Genomic DNA, 15,099 nt, shown 5'->3' with positions numbered 1-15,099 from the left:
TAGGTTTCGCCTAAACTCCGCTTCTCCTTCTTCAGTTTCATTCAACCTTCTCGGTGCTAATAAGTCGATTTTTGAACATTTCTATCCTTAATCGTACCTCAGCGCATCTACTGGTTTCAAATTTGCTGCTTTGTTCGCCGGGAATATGCCGAAGAAAACGCCTATAAAGACGGAGAATCCAAAGGAGATCAAGATGATGTTGAGCGAAGCCTGTACGGTAAGAGAGGTGATTTGGCTCACAAGAACACCGCCGCCAAGCCCGACCAGAATCCCGATCATGCCGCTAATTCCGCTGATCACGATCGACTCAATTAAGAATTGGAGAAGAATATCGCGTTTCTTCGCGCCAACGGACTTGCGTATACCAATCTCACGCGTTCGTTCGGTCACGGAGACCAGCATAATGTTCATAATGCCAATGCCGCCGACGATTAAGGAGATCCCCGCAATGCCACCAAGCGCTATAGATAACGTATCCGTGATCGAACTGACCGTCTTGAGCATTTCCTTCTGATCGGTCACCGTATAGCTATCATCGGTAGATCGAAAGATCTGGCTTAGCTTCTGTTCCGTACGTGCCTTAACAATAGACGTCAGATCTCCCGTCTCGGCCTGCATATAAATTGTACGAATTCCTTTGGAACGCAATAATCGCTGAGCAGACGTGAGCGGAACCTTGATCGTATTGTTCGAAGAGCTCTTCTCTTCCAATAATCCGACCACCTTGAAGCGCATTCCGTTCAGCATCACATAAGAGCCGACAGGATCGCTCGTGCTGAACAGGTCCGTTGCCGTCTCCGTACCGATCAGTGCGACCTTCTGCGAGTAATCCACGTCGATCGGGAGGATGAACCGCCCGCTCTGCACCTTCGTCGAGCGGACCTCTTCATAATCTGCCGTGATGCCTTCTACCGAGACGTTCACATTCTTATTCCCGTTCTTCGCTTGAACATTGCCGCTCACCGTCGGCGCAACCGCATTGACCCCTTCGATCTCTTCAAAGGATTGGGCTTGTTCGTAGGATACCGACGTCTGCACCCCCCGCCCGCTGATGGATACGGAGAGCAAATTCGATCCTAATCCCTGAACCTGCGCCGTGACGGCACTCGTCGCGCCTTGCCCAACGGAGACGAGGAGAATGACGCAGGAGACACCGATAATAATGCCCAGCATTGTCAGCAATGTCCTCGTCTTGTTCGATAGAATACTTTTCCAGGCCATCTTAAACGCTTGGGTCAGCTTCATGCTGCGTCACCTCCATATGTGAAATTTGACCATCCACAATATGAATCACCCGCTCCGCTTGCGCGGCAATTTGTGGATCATGCGTGATCAGAACGATGGTGTGTCCTTTGCGATGCAGCGTATGAATCATTTGCATCACTTCTAGACCTGTCTTCGTATCGAGCGCACCTGTCGGCTCATCGGCGAGCAGAATCGGCGGCTGACCTGCGAGCGCCCTTGCAATCGCAACCCGCTGTTGTTGACCGCCTGATAATTGCGATGGACGATGATGCATCCGTTCTTCCAGCCCAACTTCGCGCAGCGCATGCTGTGCTTGCTCCTTGCGCGCCTTGGCCGACATCCCGCGGTATACGAGCGGAAGCTCTACATTCTCCAGTGCCGATAGTGCCGAGAGCAAATGAAAACTTTGAAAAATAAACCCGATTTTCTGATTACGAATTTCAGCCAGTTGAGAATCTTTCATGCGGCTCACTTCCTGACCATAAATCCAATACGAACCACTCGACGGAACATCGAGACAGCCAATCATATTCATAAGGGTTGACTTCCCTGATCCTGACGGACCAACGATGGCCACGAATTCCCCTTGATGAATCTGAAGCGAGACGCCTTCGAGCGTCGTTACCTCTTCGCCGCCCATGACATACCGCTTGAATATGTCTTCAAGCTTCAATAATGGCTTGCGCTGCGTTACTGGCGTAATGGCTGTGGAACTCATCGCGTACCGCCCCCGCCGCTGCCAGTTCGCTGTGTGCTTCGCGTGCCGCCACCCATGCCGCCTTCCGGACGGAATCCTTGGCCGCCGCCCATGCCGCCAAAGCCTCCGAAGCCGCCTTGCATTTGAACCGCGCCCGTCTTCGAAGCTGCGACGGCAGGAAGCAGCACAGATTCGCCTTCATTCAGTCCGCTCAGTACTTCAATATAAGATTCATTATGAATGCCGACGGTAATCTCCTTCATATTCTGCATCATCGCAGCATTGCGCGCGCCTCGGCCGGCGTTCGCGCTTCCTCTGCCTGGCTGGTTCCCCTCAGGTGGCACGGACTTATTATTCCCGTTGTCCTTCGCCGCCGCAGGCTCTCCCTTCTGCGCTTGTGTTCCGCTGGATGCCAGCTGCACGTACGACTTGCCACCGAATTGATGAACGGCTTCGATCGGCACGACCACTGCGTTTTCTTTCTTTTCTACTATAATATCGGCCTGCAATGACATGCCCACCTTGATTGCATCGGACTTATCGAGGCCAATGGAGACGTCGAAGCTCGCAACGCCGTTCTGTGCAGTTCCTTCCTGGGACACCGAAGTCACCTTCCCTTGCACCACTTGATCTGCTACCGCATCGAGCGTCATCTCCACGCCCTGTCCGGCCTTAACCTTGCCGATATCCAGCTCGTCGATCTGAACGACGGATTCCAGATGATCATAGTCCGTGATTTCCGCTAAGACGGTATTCGACGACACTTGGTCAGAGACATGAATATCGCTGGTGACAACCGTACCATCGATTGGAGAGACAACATCCGCCGTCTCCTTCTGCTTCGCTTGCAAATCCTTCAAATCAAGCTTCGCAACCTCGATGTCCAGCTTCTTCTGCTCAATCTGCGTCTTCATCGTATCGCGCTCTTCGTCAGAAGCCTGCATGAACTTCTGCTTCAGCGCATCGTAATCCATCTGCTTCTGCTCAATTTGCAGCTCAGATTTGCGAACCTGTGAGCTCATGTCATCTTGTTCGAACGTGACCAGAACCTGTCCCTTCTTGACCTTTTGCCCTGTTTTGAAGGTGATGCTCTTGATTTTGCCCGAGTCGGAGGATTTCACGGTCGCTTGATTGACGGGCGATACGGTTCCCGTACCGGACACTTTCACGACGAGGTCCATCTTCGAGACTTTGGCGGTCATCTGAACCGTAGGCTCCACCTTCTTGCCCTTCGCATACAAGTTATATCCGAAAATAAGCCCTCCAAGGATCACCACCGAAATGACAACGATCCCAATCTTCTTCTTCATCTTTCATACCCCTCTCGCCTATTCTTCCATCAGTCTAGCAAGAAAATATGAACAACCTATGAACACCCGCAACCACTTCCTGCTTGACGGATATAGGGGGAGAAGATAGACTGAGTACGGCAATCTACATTTGAATTTTTGGAGGACTATGAACGTGATCAAACCTCGGTCCATTTATTTATATATCGCATTATTCATCGGTGTTGCAGCTTTGTCCACTTCCGCCATTTTCGTGAAGCTCTCAGCTGCTCCTGCGCCTATCGTTGCCTTTTACCGTATGTTATTCTCCACGATATTAGTTCTGCCGTGGCTCATCTTCAATAAACACAGCCTTCCGGAATTACGGTCCATGAAACGTCGCGAGCTCTATACGATGATTCTATCGGGCGTGCTGCTCGGCGTTCATTTCGTGCTCTGGTTCGAATCGCTTCGATATACCAGTGTCGCCAGCTCGACGGTGCTTGTGACGCTGCAGCCTATTTTCGCATTTGCAGGGAGCTACTTCTTATTCGGTGAACGTCTGCGCAAAATGGCGATTCTCGGTGGCGTTCTTTCGATTGTGGGGAGTTTCGTTATCGGAATTGGGGATTTCCGCATTGGTGGGATTGCACTACTCGGGGATGTGCTAGCGCTGCTTGGCGCGGCAGTCATTACAATTTATTTTCTCATCGGCAAATCAGTTCGTCAGGTGTACTCGCTGCCGGTCTATACGTTCATCGTCTATCTCAGCAGCAGTATATTCCTCGCGCTCTATTGTGCCTTTCTTGATACACCATTCATCGGTTACGCAGATCAAGACTGGCTCTTATTCCTTGGGCTTGCGGTTGTTCCTACGCTATTCGGTCAGACCGTGATGAACGGACTCATTCGCTGGATGAGCGCATCAACCATCTCGATGAGTATTCTCGGCGAGCCTGTAGGAACTTGCATTCTAGCCTATCTGATCTTAGGCGACAAGCTTACATTGGAGCAATGGATCGGATCTTGTGTCATTCTGATTGGGATTCTCGTCTATACCCTAAGCACACGAACCAAAGAAACGAAGGTCTCTCACGCGATCTCCAGTCATACCGCATAAAGTACAAGGCCATGGTCATCTTCCACAGGTCACCCCCATATAGTAATGCCGCTCCAGGATCGAGCAGTAGACTGCTTATGATCTTCGATCTGTTCGATCTTGGCATGAGGTGTCTGTCTCAACGTCAAAAAAACCGGCTCCCGTACGCACGGGAAAACCGGTTATCACCTTCACATTCCAATTAAACTCTATCTTTCGGATTATTCTGCGCTTCTTGCTTCACATTCTTCGCCACCACTTCACTTGCAAATTCCGCCTGATTCGCGAATTTATTGCCCTTATTTTTCTTAAACTTCTCAGCCATCCTTCTCACCTCCCATCTATGTGCTTCATGTACATGATGAGCCCCAATTTTCTTATGGTATCCTGCGGGACATACATTTTATTCTACAGGGACGCATATACCTAGAAACATTCCTGACTTGCCGGAAAAACTTACAGAGCGAGAACGAATTTCCATCCAGAAGGAGATGAGCGAAGATGTGCGGAATTACAGGTTGGATCAACTGGCAAAAAGACCTTACACAAGATTCGACCATTCTAGAAAATATGACAGAGACCTTGTCGGAACGCGGTCCTGACGCATCAGGCACTTGGATCTCAGGGTCTTGCGCCCTTGGGCATCGACGCTTAAGTGTCATTGATCCAGAGAACGGGTCACAACCGATGATTCGAACGGCTGGCGATGACCGATATGCCCTTGTCTATAATGGTGAATTATACAATACACTGGAGCTGCGCAAAGAATTGGAATCACGAGGACATACGTTCCAGACGTCATGCGATACCGAAGTCCTGCTCGTCTCTTATATCGAATGGGGGCCAGCTTGTCTGGACCGATTCAACGGCATTTTTGCGTTTGCCATATGGAATGAACGGGAACAGCATCTTTTCATGGCTCGGGATCGCCTTGGCGTGAAGCCGCTGTTCTATGCGGAAGTGAACGGGATGTTCCTCTTCGGTTCCGAGCCGAAGTCCATTCTTGCGCATCCAGCGATTGAACCCGTCGTTCGTGCCGAAGGACTTGCTGAGATTTTTATCGTAGGTCCTGCAAGAACACCGGGTCATGGCGTATACAGTCAACTCTCCGAACTCCGTCCAGGTCACTGCCTCGTCTATGATCATAATGGATCTCATATTTCTGTCTATTGGAAGCTTGAAGCCATCCCTCATGAAGATGATGTCGACGCAACCGCTGCGAAGGTTCGGGAATTACTGCAGGATACACTCGAGAGACAGCTCGTCTCCGATGTTCCGATCGGCACCTTGCTGTCGGGTGGTCTAGATTCGAGTGCACTTACAGCATTGGCCGTTCTCTACAATCATCGAATGGGCAAAGGCACGCTGGATACATTTTCGGTGGACTACGTCGATAATGATAAATATTTTACCGCGAATACATTTCAACCTAACGCGGATAGCCCATGGATTAAAAGGATGAGCGAACACCTCGGCACCAAACATCATTGGATTCAATTCGATACCCCTGAAGTGGTGGATGCGCTGCTCCCAGCAATGAAAGCCAGAGATTTACCAGGCATGGCAGATGTGGATGCATCGCTATATTTATTCTGCCAAGAAATTAAGAAAGAAATAACGGTGGCTGTCTCTGGCGAGGCGGCGGATGAAATTTTCGGTGGTTATCCATGGTTCCATCGAGAAGAAGCATTGAATGCAGGGACGTTCCCTTGGTCACTCGCTTCGAGCTGGCGCGCGGATCTGCTCTCCCCTGAAATCCATGATTGGATTGAACCGCTCCCGTACATTGGTGATCGATACAGTCAAGCCGTTGCTGAAGTTCCACATCTAGACGGAGAGACGGAGCAACAGCGTAAAATGCGTACGATGTCCTACTTGAATATTACCCGCTTCATGCCGACCTTGCTCGACCGTAAAGATCGTATGAGTATGGGGGTCGGACTCGAGGTTCGCGTCCCGTTCTGTGACCACCGACTCGTCCAGTATGTCTGGAATATTCCGTGGGAAATCAAAGCCGCCGGCGACAGAGAGAAAGGAATTCTACGCAAAGCGCTGCATGGCATTGTCCCCGATGATGTCATTACACGCAAGAAAAGCCCATATCCGAAAACGCATAATCCGAACTATCTCACAGCGGTCAAACGCTGGTTCTTAGAGATTGTGGACGATCCGTCCTCCCCGCTGCTCCCGCTCATTAATGTGAAGAAGCTGCGCGAACTGGCCGCCTCGGATGAAGCCAAATCGAACATCCCATGGTTCGGTCAGCTCATGAGTGGTCCGCAATTATTTGCTTATCTCATTCAAGTCGACGCTTGGCTGCGTCAATATAAAGTGAGCATTCGATAGAAAATGAAGACGCCTGCGGGAACTCCTTCGCAGGCGTCTATTTCATAGTAAAATTAGTTCAAAATCCCCGATTTACCCTCTTCATTCGCAAGGGTCGCACTGTTGGCCGCAAACGTGACGTTCTTAGCGGCTGTTGTCTCCATCGCTCTTAACACCAGTTCAACGACCGGCTGCGTGTCTGACGCTGGTATATTTGAGAGCTGATCCGTTTTCGACACAACGACTTCCGCATGCGTGGTTCCTTTCATTAAGAAAATTAATGGAAAACAAGCCCCTGCATATATCGTCGTTACGACTAAAGTAGACACCAATATTCTTCTAAATATCCCTTTCACCATAAATCCTCCCAAAACATTAAATGATCATTACAATCTCCATCATGATGGAATTAGTCATTTATTCGTTTTTTCCACTCTTTTAAAACTATTCCAAAACTCAAAATGACACAATAGCTTCGACAAAGGTTCCTAGAATAAGCTACTATGGTCGAATTTTGTGTCTGAACTGTGGCAAATGGATCGACACGAAACTTTTTATATCACTGTTTCGTCAAATACCAACAGGCTTTTTGAGTACATACATAAGAAAATGAGCAGCATTGCACTTACATCATGATGACGGAAAATCTTGCGGACATGAAATCCCCCCGTGATCTGAATCAGTCCGGGGGGATTTCATGTTGTTGCAGGAATGGAAAGGAAGAATTTACGTGAGTCGAGCCCGTACGAAGAATTCAATACATAACTATCTAAAGTTATCTGACAAGCATCGTCAGACTATATATCAATTAAAAGCAGTGAACCTTCTGCTCCGCATGAGTATCGATCGAGAGGTCATCATTTATGTCTAACACACCCCTTGGAACGAAACGTTATTTTACAGGACTGGATGGATTACGAGCCCTTGCCGTTATCGCTGTTATTGCTTATCACTTGGATATTCCATGGGTCCCAGGGGGATTCCTCGGTGTGGACATGTTCTTCGTCCTCTCCGGTTACCTTGTTACCGACTTATTGCTCACACAGCGGTCGTCTGAAGGTCTCCATCTAGGCCGCTTCTGGTACCGTCGATTTCGTCGATTAGTCCCCGCGTTAGCCGTAATGATGGTTACGGTTGTCGCCTGGATTACCATCACAGACCACGACTTACTGCGAACGCTTCGCGGAGATGTGTTCGCCACAACCGTGTACGGGAATAATTGGTGGCTTATATTCCATGAAGTATCGTATTTCGATCGATTTGGCGTTCCGAATCCGTTCGTCCATCTCTGGTCGCTCGCGGTTGAAGGGCAATTCTATATCGTATGGCCACTGCTCTTAGCCATCGGCTTACGATATACCCCCAAACGCATTCATTGCGTAGGTATCACCCTTCTGCTCATCGCCTTATCTGCGATTGCAATGGCATGGATGTATGAGCCTGGGAATGACCCCAGCCGCGTATACTATGGAACAGATACGAGGGCATTCGGCCTCCTCATCGGCGGCGTACTCGCCATGCTTCTGCCAAGCGGAAAATGGTCGCAAATCCGGACCGCTTCAAGCCGCAAGGTGCTGAACCTCCTAGGTGGAGGGGCTTTGATCATCCTGTTCTATCAGATCAATGTGATGAATGAATTCGAGGATTATATTTATGAGGGCGGACTCGTAGCTGTGGCGCTCACGACAGCGATACTCATCGCTGCGCTGCTAAGACCCGATACGCTGTTGAGCAAACTATTCAGCTGGACACCATTGCGATGGATCGGCGTTCGAGCTTACGGCATTTATCTATGGCATTTTCCGGTCATCGAATTAACGAAACCCGCCGTGGACACCGATGGATTCAATGTGCTGCTGGCCATCATGCAAGTTATCGTCAGTGTCTTCCTAGCTGCACTCTCTTACCGCTACATCGAGGAACCAATTCGTCGTGGAGCCATTACAGCAAAATGGAAGCAAATACGGTCGCGTGGCTGGCAATGGAGCCGGATCTCCAGATCCCAGTGGATTGTATCCGCAAGCTCCTGTTTGGTTGGAATCATATTCTTTGTTGGCATGTTCAGCGGAACGACGATTGCAACTTCAGGGACAGTCATTCCAGATTCACATTTCAATGCCTCAGAGAGTAACCCTGAAGATCTATTCGGCCCATTGCCGCCGAATCCATCGCTCGGTCCTGTTGATACGCCACACGAAGAGAAACCTGTAGATCAGGCTGATCGTACTTCGACGAAAGGTACAGAAACGATACAACAACATCCATCCACTCCTAAGGAGAAGGATACACCCACGAAAGATGCAGCCTCCAAGTCGTGGAGCGATGTAACGGCCATCGGTGATTCGGTTATGTTGGATGGTAAACCTTATCTGGAAGAACTACTTCCTGGCATCTCTGTGGATGCAGAGATCGGACGCCAAATGTCCAAAGCTGTAAATGTATTAGGTCAACTCGCGCAAAATAATCAACTTGGCAATAAGGTTGTGATCGGCCTCGGCACGAACGGGAACTTCAACAAAAAACAACTAATAACGTTTCTTCATTCCCTTGACGGTGTGGATCATATCTTCCTAGTGAATACGAGGGTGCCGCGCAAATGGGAGCGTCTCGTCAATACAGCACTCGAGGACGTTTCAAGTACCATGCCGAACGTCACGCTCATTGATTGGTACTCCGCTAGTGGACACCATGATAGTTATTTTAGTGAGGATGGCGTACATCTCACAATACAAGGTTCCAAGGCTTATGCCGCACTTATAGCAAATGCGATAAAACGTACATAGCACTCATCCATACGAACTTTTAGACCAGCTAATTGCACTGTCCTACGGACTTTGACAATATAGCTGGTTTTTCTATGCCTCCTGGCCTCTTTGGCGTATAATAGGAACTTTTGTCGAATGACGGCAAGGGGCAGGATTTCCATGGATTTAGCGCGTAATTACTAGGAATTAAGATTTTGTGGGTTGGGGTGTGAAGAATGGAAACGATGGTCATTCGGAATAGAGAAGATTTGTCGCAGTACGAGACGCAGTGGAAGGAATTAATTGAACATCTAGAGCACCCGGAAATTTTCGCGACTTGGGAATGGATGAGCGCGTATCTCCATCATATGCTTAATCCCACTGCACAATTATTCGTTGTGGTCGTCACCGATCAGGATCGCTGGGTTGCGCTTGCTCCTCTATGTATCGTGCCACAAAAGCTGAAGTGGCGCTCGGTACGATCGCTGCAATGCATCGTCTCCGGCACCGGCGAGAACAACAGCTTCTATCTACACCGCGAATACCACTACATTAAGTTGCTCAAACATATTGCCAAAGCCTTCACAACCCATCAGGAGGAGTGGGATTGGATTGACCTATACAGCTTCCAATCGCGCAATCCGGTAACCGCCTTGGTGGAACAGACCCTAGGGGAGCAATTCGAGGTTCATTTGCGCCCTCTATCAGCTTCCCCATATGTGAATATTGATCAACATAGCGAGCTGAAATTTGATAAAAGCCGCTTAAAAGCCATTGAACGTAAAGAACGCAAGATTCGCCGTGAACATGAGGTAGTGATTCATTTGAATCAGCCGTTTGATATGCAGATTTGGAACCAGATTGCTAGCCTGCATAAGAAACGGTGGCCACACAGTCTTTTCAATGAAACTCGTGAAGCGTCTTTCTTGCAAGATCTTGTTCGTCAGTTGGAATTACAAGATAGAGCTCATATCTCCTACCTCCAAATTGACGGTCAAATCGCGTCTGCTTGGATCACCCTCGTACATCAAAATAAAGCATATATGTATATCACGGCCACTTCCAAGGAATATCCCGAATATGGGGTCGGACTCATTCTTACCCATCGCGTGATGCAGCATTTTCTTGAGCAAGATGTGAACGAGATCGATTTTCTAGCCGGCGATCAGGACTATAAATTCTATTGGTCCGACACGATCCATATGAATTACCACATCCGTATCTTCAATCATCACTATCGGAAAAAGACCAAGCTGCTGCGCACCTACACGCTGTATCAAATCAACAAGCGCCGCTTCAAATCGATCCTGCTCAACCGTTAATTTGCATTAAAAAAGCTAACCTCCGGTCCAAGACGCCGTGAAGTTAGCTTTTTTGTTGATCTTATGTGCTATTTCTCAATCTTCTTAAGTAATTGCTCTAATGCTCTGCCACGATGACTAATGGATTGCTTCTCATCCACCGTGAGCTCTCCCATCGTCTTCTCGAACGCTGGCAGGAAGAATAATGGGTCATATCCAAATCCGCCAAGACCACGCGGTTCTGCAATAATCCAGCCCTCAACCTGACCAGATGCCTCCACATGCTCTTGGGTGTCTGGATCGAAGAGAACCAACGTACAGACGAACTGCGCAGGACTAAGCAGTGATTGCTCCGTATCCTCACCCTCTGTCAATTCGCCAAGGGCATGCAGCAGCTTATCGTTATTCGCTTGATCGGTCGCTCCTTCGCCCGCATAACGTGCAGAATAGACACCCGGGTCTCCGTTCAGCTTATCGACACATAGACCCGAATCATCCGCTAGAACCGGAACGCCAAGAGCGAGAGCAACGGTCTTCGCTTTCTTATAGGAGTTCGCGAAGAACGTTTCTCCATCTTCAACAACATCCGGGATATCCGGGTAATCGTACATGCTCTTCACCTGTTTGCCGATGGCAGCAAAAGCATGAGCGAATTCCTTCACCTTCCCTTTATTCCTTGTTGCAACGATAATCGTATCTTGAGCAATGCGAGTCATGGTGTTCGTTACCCCCGTACCGCTGCAGCGACAGCTTCAATCTTCGCGGAAATAACGGGACCTAATGCCGATTTCTGTATCTCGATGAGCTCCAGAATGCCTATTTCACCAAGCTCCAGCAGTTGGTTCAACTCTTGACGAGAGAACGGTGCTTCCTCACCCGTACCTTGCAGCTCAACAAATTTGCCGTTCCCTGTCATGACGACGTTCATATCGACTTTCGCTTTGGAATCTTCCTCGTAGTTCAAATCGAGCAACGCTTCATTCTGAATCACCCCAACACTAACGGATGCGAGGAAATCTGTAATCGGGAATCTGGCTAATTTATGCTGCTCCGCAATCCGATTGATCGCAATCGCCATCGCGACGAATGATCCTGTGATCGAAGTCGTTCTCGTGCCGCCATCGGCTTGAATAACATCACAATCGAGTGTAATCGTACGTTCGCCAAGTGCATGAAGATCTACGACAGAGCGTAACGCACGGCCAATCAAGCGTTGAATTTCCATTGTACGTCCTGTCAGCTTGCCTCTTGCTGATTCACGTTGGTTACGTGTTTGGGTTGCACGCGGCAGCATTGAATATTCCGCCGTAATCCAACCTTTGCCTTGCCCCTTCATAAAAGGAGGAACCTTCTCATCGACGGTCGCCGTACAGATCACTTTCGTATCTCCAAATTCGATAAGGACAGAGCCCTCAGCATATTTATTCGCATTTGTTGTAATGGAAACCGTCCGAAGCTGATCCTGTTTTCGTCCGTTTATTCTCATGTAGCAACCTCCTCTATTTTGAACCTTGCCTGTATTCGTTATGAACATAACTTTCTTATTCTACCAAAGACCCTGCGGAAAAGCACCTTTTACAGCCGGAAATGTAAAGACAAAAAGCGGGGGATTCGCATCCCCCTTTGTTTACAGGCTATATCATTCGATTTATGCTTTCATTCCATTCACACCGGTTGGACGCGTTACAGGCTTGCCATAATTCTGATTGTCATCACCTACGACATTGGTCTCACCGTTGATTTTAATTTGAACTTTTTTCGCCGCCGTATTCTCGGTGAGGGTCAAAATCACGGCTTGCAGCATTTCGGCAGGCGTCTTCTGATTCGCTTCGAACATCGAGTCCGTCAGGTCGACGGTAATCGTCGTGCCATCCTTCGTCCGCTCGATTTGTTTGACCTTCGTCTCTGGCGTCATGACGGGTTCAAGCGCATCCGAGTTGAGCGGACCAACGATAAGTTGCTCGAGCGAAGCTGTCGCGATATCCGCCGACGGCTCAATCAGGCGCGTAACCGGAACATAATATTGCACATTATCCGGTGATACCGCGGAGAAGTATACCGTCACCGGCATCGAGTTCATGTACGTCACATTATCTGATTTCTCCAGATTGATCCCCATCTCACGCGTCATCGGCTCATCCATCGGCAATCCATCGACAGGCATCTCGTTCAGGGCTTGCCCTTCAAGCTTCAATTGGACCTTTTGGATGCTCGGATCATTGGTTACAGCCCATGTGACCGCTTCAACAATTTTGCGTTCATCCGTCACATTATAATCTGCGAATTGTTGGGAGAACTCCACCGTCGCAATTTTGTTCTCAGTATCACGTGTAATATTCTTCACGACCGTACCCTTAGGCAGTACAGCTTGGAAGCCAACGGGCAGCAGCTTCTTATCTTTATTGTCTTCAACCATCATTTCAAGCGCCCGCTTCACTGCATCCTCACCCTTCTTCACCTGTACATCCAGTGTGATCGGAGCGAGCATGCCGCTGCTGTCCTTCAAGAATACCGTTAGTCCATTTTTGATTTGCGGCTTCGTAGTTGTTGGCTTGAGGACGTTTAAGGTGTCGGTTTCATTCATCATGTGCATTTCGACGTCAGCGGGGGGAGCATCAATCTTCTCGTTGGCTTCTTTGGAAAATAGGCCGCAGCCCGACAGTGTTAAGGGTACAGCAATAAGTCCCCCAAGAGCCAAATTGCGAAGCCATTTGTGGATAAGCATCTACGATTTCCTCCTTAAAACGGTTTAATGTGACTTGTACTACTATGTATACGAGCCTCCCTTGTGCGATATAACTACTTTTTGTCCAAATCTATTCGCATGAATGTATATTTTTTCATACGGATGAAAATAACGGTTCGCGTATACTATAAGGAGGAATCCAAAACAACATCGGGGTGTGTACTACATATGGAAGACTCCACAACGCCTTATAGTCTCGACAGCACCAAGGTCGCAGAAGCAACAAGGAGATTACTAACAGAGCGCGGGGTAACCGTCGAACAAATCGGTGAACTCGTGCTGTTCCTGCAACAGAAATATTTCCCTACTTTAACGATGGAGGCGTGTATCGAGAACATCAACATGGTGCTATCCAAACGCGAGGTTCAGAATGCTGTCCTCACTGGCATTCAGCTCGACCTGCTCGCCGAAGAAGGCAAATTACTCTCTCCACTTCAAGAAATGGTGCGCAATGATGAGAGCCTCTATGGGGTCGATGAAATTCTAGCCTTCTCAATCGTCAATGTATACGGAAGCATTGGCTTTACGAATTACGGTTACGTGGACAAGCTCAAACCAGGGATCTTGGAGAAGCTCAACGATAAACATGATGGTCAGATCCATACCTTCTTAGATGATATTGTTGGCGCGATCGCCGCTGCCGCGAGCAGCCGAATTGCCCACAGACAGCAGGCTGAGAAAGAAATTGCGGAAGGCAAAATCAAACCTAATCCACAAACTTCGGAATAGGGGTAGCCAAACATCGCGCGGTATGTTATTATGAATTCACGGGTTATTTAGAATTATTATAATTTAGTAATAAATTTAAAAGAGGAGAGATTACACATGACACAAAATAATAATCAAGTCGTCGAGGTCCTTAACAAACAACTAGCGAACTGGAATGTTCTCTTCGTGAAATTGCACAACTACCACTGGTATGTCAAAGGGGATCAATTTTTCACTTTGCATGAGAAATTCGAAGAGTACTACAACGAAGCAGCAACGTATGTCGATGATATTGCTGAGCGTATCCTCACCCTTCAAGGCGCTCCAATTGCGACAATGCGTGAGTACCTTGAGACTTCCAGCGTGAAAGAAGCAACGGGCAAAGAAAATGCCAAAGAAATGGTTGCCTCTATCAAGAACGACTTCGAAGTTGTCATCGCTGAATTGCAGCATGGTATGGAAGTAGCTCAAGCGGCAGAAGACGAAGCGAGCTCCGATATGCTCCTCGGTATCAAAGGAACACTAGAGAAACATGCTTGGATGCTAAGAGCATTCTTGGCCTAAAAGCATGATTAACGCCTAGCGTTGTCCCCCTAAAGGGCGCCGCTAGGCGTTTTCTATATAGAAGTGGATGAAGGCGGCATGCGATATTACACCTCACCTGCTCTCGCACCTACCTACTCCTACTCCAACGCCTATATCTTGGAGTTTTGCATTGTAGGAAGTCATAATAGCCACGATAGAACTTCTATGATGGATTCTCGCAGTAATTTTAGACATGATACGAGGTTTGAGAACGGTTTGAGCCCGCTATATTGCTGCAATCCAGTATAGCTCCTAATAGAAGCGTATTTGACGTGTCTACAGTGCACAGATACAACATAGGCCTACATGATCAATCAAGAGCGATCCCGAAATGTCGGGCTGAGCTCTTTTTTTGTCTTGGCTGGTCACCACGTTTCCTGT

The 15,099-nt window shown here is 48.4% G+C and carries 14 protein-coding genes; 6 read left to right on the top strand and 8 right to left on the bottom strand.

Translation table 11 applies throughout. The features are described from left to right. Window positions 1-87: 87 nt before the first annotated feature. From ACFQZR_RS10740 to ACFQZR_RS10730, 3 genes are read right to left on the bottom strand one after another with little or no spacing between them, the layout of a single operon-like run. Window positions 88-1,245, bottom strand: coding sequence for an ABC transporter permease (locus ACFQZR_RS10740; RefSeq protein ID WP_379345625.1), 1,158 nt, complete (start codon window positions 1,243-1,245; stop codon window positions 88-90). Beyond that, complete coding sequence (locus ACFQZR_RS10735; protein WP_379345623.1) at window positions 1,223-1,963, bottom strand: ABC transporter ATP-binding protein; 741 nt, start codon at window positions 1,961-1,963, stop codon at window positions 1,223-1,225. Before ACFQZR_RS10735 ends, ACFQZR_RS10740 begins: the two co-directional genes overlap by 23 nt. Then, window positions 1,960-3,252 (bottom strand): efflux RND transporter periplasmic adaptor subunit, encoded by a 1,293-nt coding sequence (locus ACFQZR_RS10730; protein ID WP_379345621.1) that lies wholly within the window; start codon window positions 3,250-3,252, stop codon window positions 1,960-1,962. Before ACFQZR_RS10730 ends, ACFQZR_RS10735 begins: the two co-directional genes overlap by 4 nt. Before the next feature lie 154 nt (window positions 3,253-3,406). Between ACFQZR_RS10730 and ACFQZR_RS10725 the strand changes: the two genes are divergently transcribed. Continuing rightward, window positions 3,407-4,330 carry a DMT family transporter gene (locus tag ACFQZR_RS10725; protein ID WP_379345619.1) on the top strand — a complete coding sequence of 308 codons (924 nt, stop codon included), beginning with the start codon at window positions 3,407-3,409 and terminating at the stop codon, window positions 4,328-4,330. Between the two features lie 181 nt (window positions 4,331-4,511). On the opposite strand, the gene ACFQZR_RS10720 is transcribed toward ACFQZR_RS10725, so the two are convergent. Further along, complete coding sequence (locus ACFQZR_RS10720) at window positions 4,512-4,634, bottom strand: hypothetical protein (RefSeq protein WP_379345617.1); 123 nt, start codon at window positions 4,632-4,634, stop codon at window positions 4,512-4,514. A gap of 176 nt (window positions 4,635-4,810) precedes the next feature. Between ACFQZR_RS10720 and asnB the strand changes: the two genes are divergently transcribed. Continuing rightward, window positions 4,811-6,655 carry an asparagine synthase (glutamine-hydrolyzing) gene (gene asnB, locus ACFQZR_RS10715; protein ID WP_379345615.1) on the top strand — a complete coding sequence of 615 codons (1,845 nt, stop codon included), beginning with the start codon at window positions 4,811-4,813 and terminating at the stop codon, window positions 6,653-6,655. Between the two features lie 53 nt (window positions 6,656-6,708). On the opposite strand, the gene ACFQZR_RS10710 is transcribed toward asnB, so the two are convergent. Then, complete coding sequence (locus ACFQZR_RS10710) at window positions 6,709-6,966, bottom strand: hypothetical protein (RefSeq protein ID WP_379345613.1); 258 nt, start codon at window positions 6,964-6,966, stop codon at window positions 6,709-6,711. A 531-nt stretch (window positions 6,967-7,497) separates the two neighbouring features. On the opposite strand from ACFQZR_RS10710, the gene ACFQZR_RS10705 reads away from it, so the two are divergent. Together ACFQZR_RS10705 and ACFQZR_RS10700 are read left to right on the top strand one after the other, a co-directional pair. Beyond that, window positions 7,498-9,417: an acyltransferase family protein gene (locus ACFQZR_RS10705; RefSeq protein ID WP_379345611.1), complete on the top strand. Its 1,920-nt coding sequence runs from the start codon at window positions 7,498-7,500 to the stop codon at window positions 9,415-9,417. Window positions 9,418-9,614: 197 nt separating this feature from the next. After that, window positions 9,615-10,700 carry a GNAT family N-acetyltransferase gene (locus ACFQZR_RS10700; RefSeq protein ID WP_379345609.1) on the top strand — a complete coding sequence of 362 codons (1,086 nt, stop codon included), beginning with the start codon at window positions 9,615-9,617 and terminating at the stop codon, window positions 10,698-10,700. 68 nt (window positions 10,701-10,768) lie between these two features. Here the strand turns inward: ACFQZR_RS10700 and ACFQZR_RS10695 are convergent, their stop codons facing one another. The 3 genes from ACFQZR_RS10695 to ACFQZR_RS10685 all read right to left on the bottom strand — a co-directional run bounded on the left by ACFQZR_RS10695 (window position 10,769) and on the right by ACFQZR_RS10685 (window position 13,404). After that, window positions 10,769-11,395 (bottom strand): XTP/dITP diphosphatase, encoded by a 627-nt coding sequence (locus ACFQZR_RS10695; RefSeq protein ID WP_018756974.1) that lies wholly within the window; start codon window positions 11,393-11,395, stop codon window positions 10,769-10,771. Between the two features lie 8 nt (window positions 11,396-11,403). Further along, window positions 11,404-12,165, bottom strand: coding sequence for a ribonuclease PH (gene rph, locus ACFQZR_RS10690; protein ID WP_018756973.1), 762 nt, complete (start codon window positions 12,163-12,165; stop codon window positions 11,404-11,406). Window positions 12,166-12,327: 162 nt separating this feature from the next. After that, window positions 12,328-13,404: a GerMN domain-containing protein gene (locus ACFQZR_RS10685; protein WP_379345606.1), complete on the bottom strand. Its 1,077-nt coding sequence runs from the start codon at window positions 13,402-13,404 to the stop codon at window positions 12,328-12,330. Window positions 13,405-13,593: 189 nt separating this feature from the next. On the opposite strand from ACFQZR_RS10685, the gene ACFQZR_RS10680 reads away from it, so the two are divergent. Together ACFQZR_RS10680 and ACFQZR_RS10675 are read left to right on the top strand one after the other, a co-directional pair. After that, the gene (locus ACFQZR_RS10680) at window positions 13,594-14,154 is read left to right on the top strand and encodes a phosphatidylglycerophosphatase A family protein (protein WP_379345604.1); all 561 of its coding nucleotides are present in this window, start codon (window positions 13,594-13,596) and stop codon (window positions 14,152-14,154) included. A 96-nt stretch (window positions 14,155-14,250) separates the two neighbouring features. Next, the gene (locus ACFQZR_RS10675) at window positions 14,251-14,697 is read left to right on the top strand and encodes a Dps family protein (protein ID WP_018756970.1); all 447 of its coding nucleotides are present in this window, start codon (window positions 14,251-14,253) and stop codon (window positions 14,695-14,697) included. Window positions 14,698-15,099: the final 402 nt, after the last annotated feature.

Origin of the sequence: Paenibacillus sp. GCM10027629, assembly GCF_042676425.1 — a bacterium.
GTDB classification, from domain to species: Bacteria; Bacillota; Bacilli; order Paenibacillales; family Paenibacillaceae; genus Paenibacillus_K; species Paenibacillus_K terrigena.
Note: the sequence above shows the minus strand (reverse complement) of the source record. Positions and strands in the feature narration are given on the sequence as shown.

Coding starts and splice junctions, on each gene's coding strand:
- ACFQZR_RS10685 (WP_379345606.1), bottom strand. CDS start 13,404: ATGCTTATCCACAAATGGCTTCGCAATTTGGCTCTTGGGGGACTTATT.
- ACFQZR_RS10675 (WP_018756970.1), top strand. CDS start 14,251: ATGACACAAAATAATAATCAAGTCGTCGAGGTCCTTAACAAACAACTA.
- ACFQZR_RS10740 (WP_379345625.1), bottom strand. CDS start 1,245: ATGAAGCTGACCCAAGCGTTTAAGATGGCCTGGAAAAGTATTCTATCG.
- ACFQZR_RS10700 (WP_379345609.1), top strand. CDS start 9,615: ATGGAAACGATGGTCATTCGGAATAGAGAAGATTTGTCGCAGTACGAG.
- rph (WP_018756973.1), bottom strand. CDS start 12,165: ATGAGAATAAACGGACGAAAACAGGATCAGCTTCGGACGGTTTCCATT.
- ACFQZR_RS10695 (WP_018756974.1), bottom strand. CDS start 11,395: ATGACTCGCATTGCTCAAGATACGATTATCGTTGCAACAAGGAATAAA.
- ACFQZR_RS10730 (WP_379345621.1), bottom strand. CDS start 3,252: ATGAAGAAGAAGATTGGGATCGTTGTCATTTCGGTGGTGATCCTTGGA.
- asnB (WP_379345615.1), top strand. CDS start 4,811: ATGTGCGGAATTACAGGTTGGATCAACTGGCAAAAAGACCTTACACAA.
- ACFQZR_RS10720 (WP_379345617.1), bottom strand. CDS start 4,634: ATGGCTGAGAAGTTTAAGAAAAATAAGGGCAATAAATTCGCGAATCAG.
- ACFQZR_RS10705 (WP_379345611.1), top strand. CDS start 7,498: ATGTCTAACACACCCCTTGGAACGAAACGTTATTTTACAGGACTGGAT.
- ACFQZR_RS10680 (WP_379345604.1), top strand. CDS start 13,594: ATGGAAGACTCCACAACGCCTTATAGTCTCGACAGCACCAAGGTCGCA.
- ACFQZR_RS10735 (WP_379345623.1), bottom strand. CDS start 1,963: ATGAGTTCCACAGCCATTACGCCAGTAACGCAGCGCAAGCCATTATTG.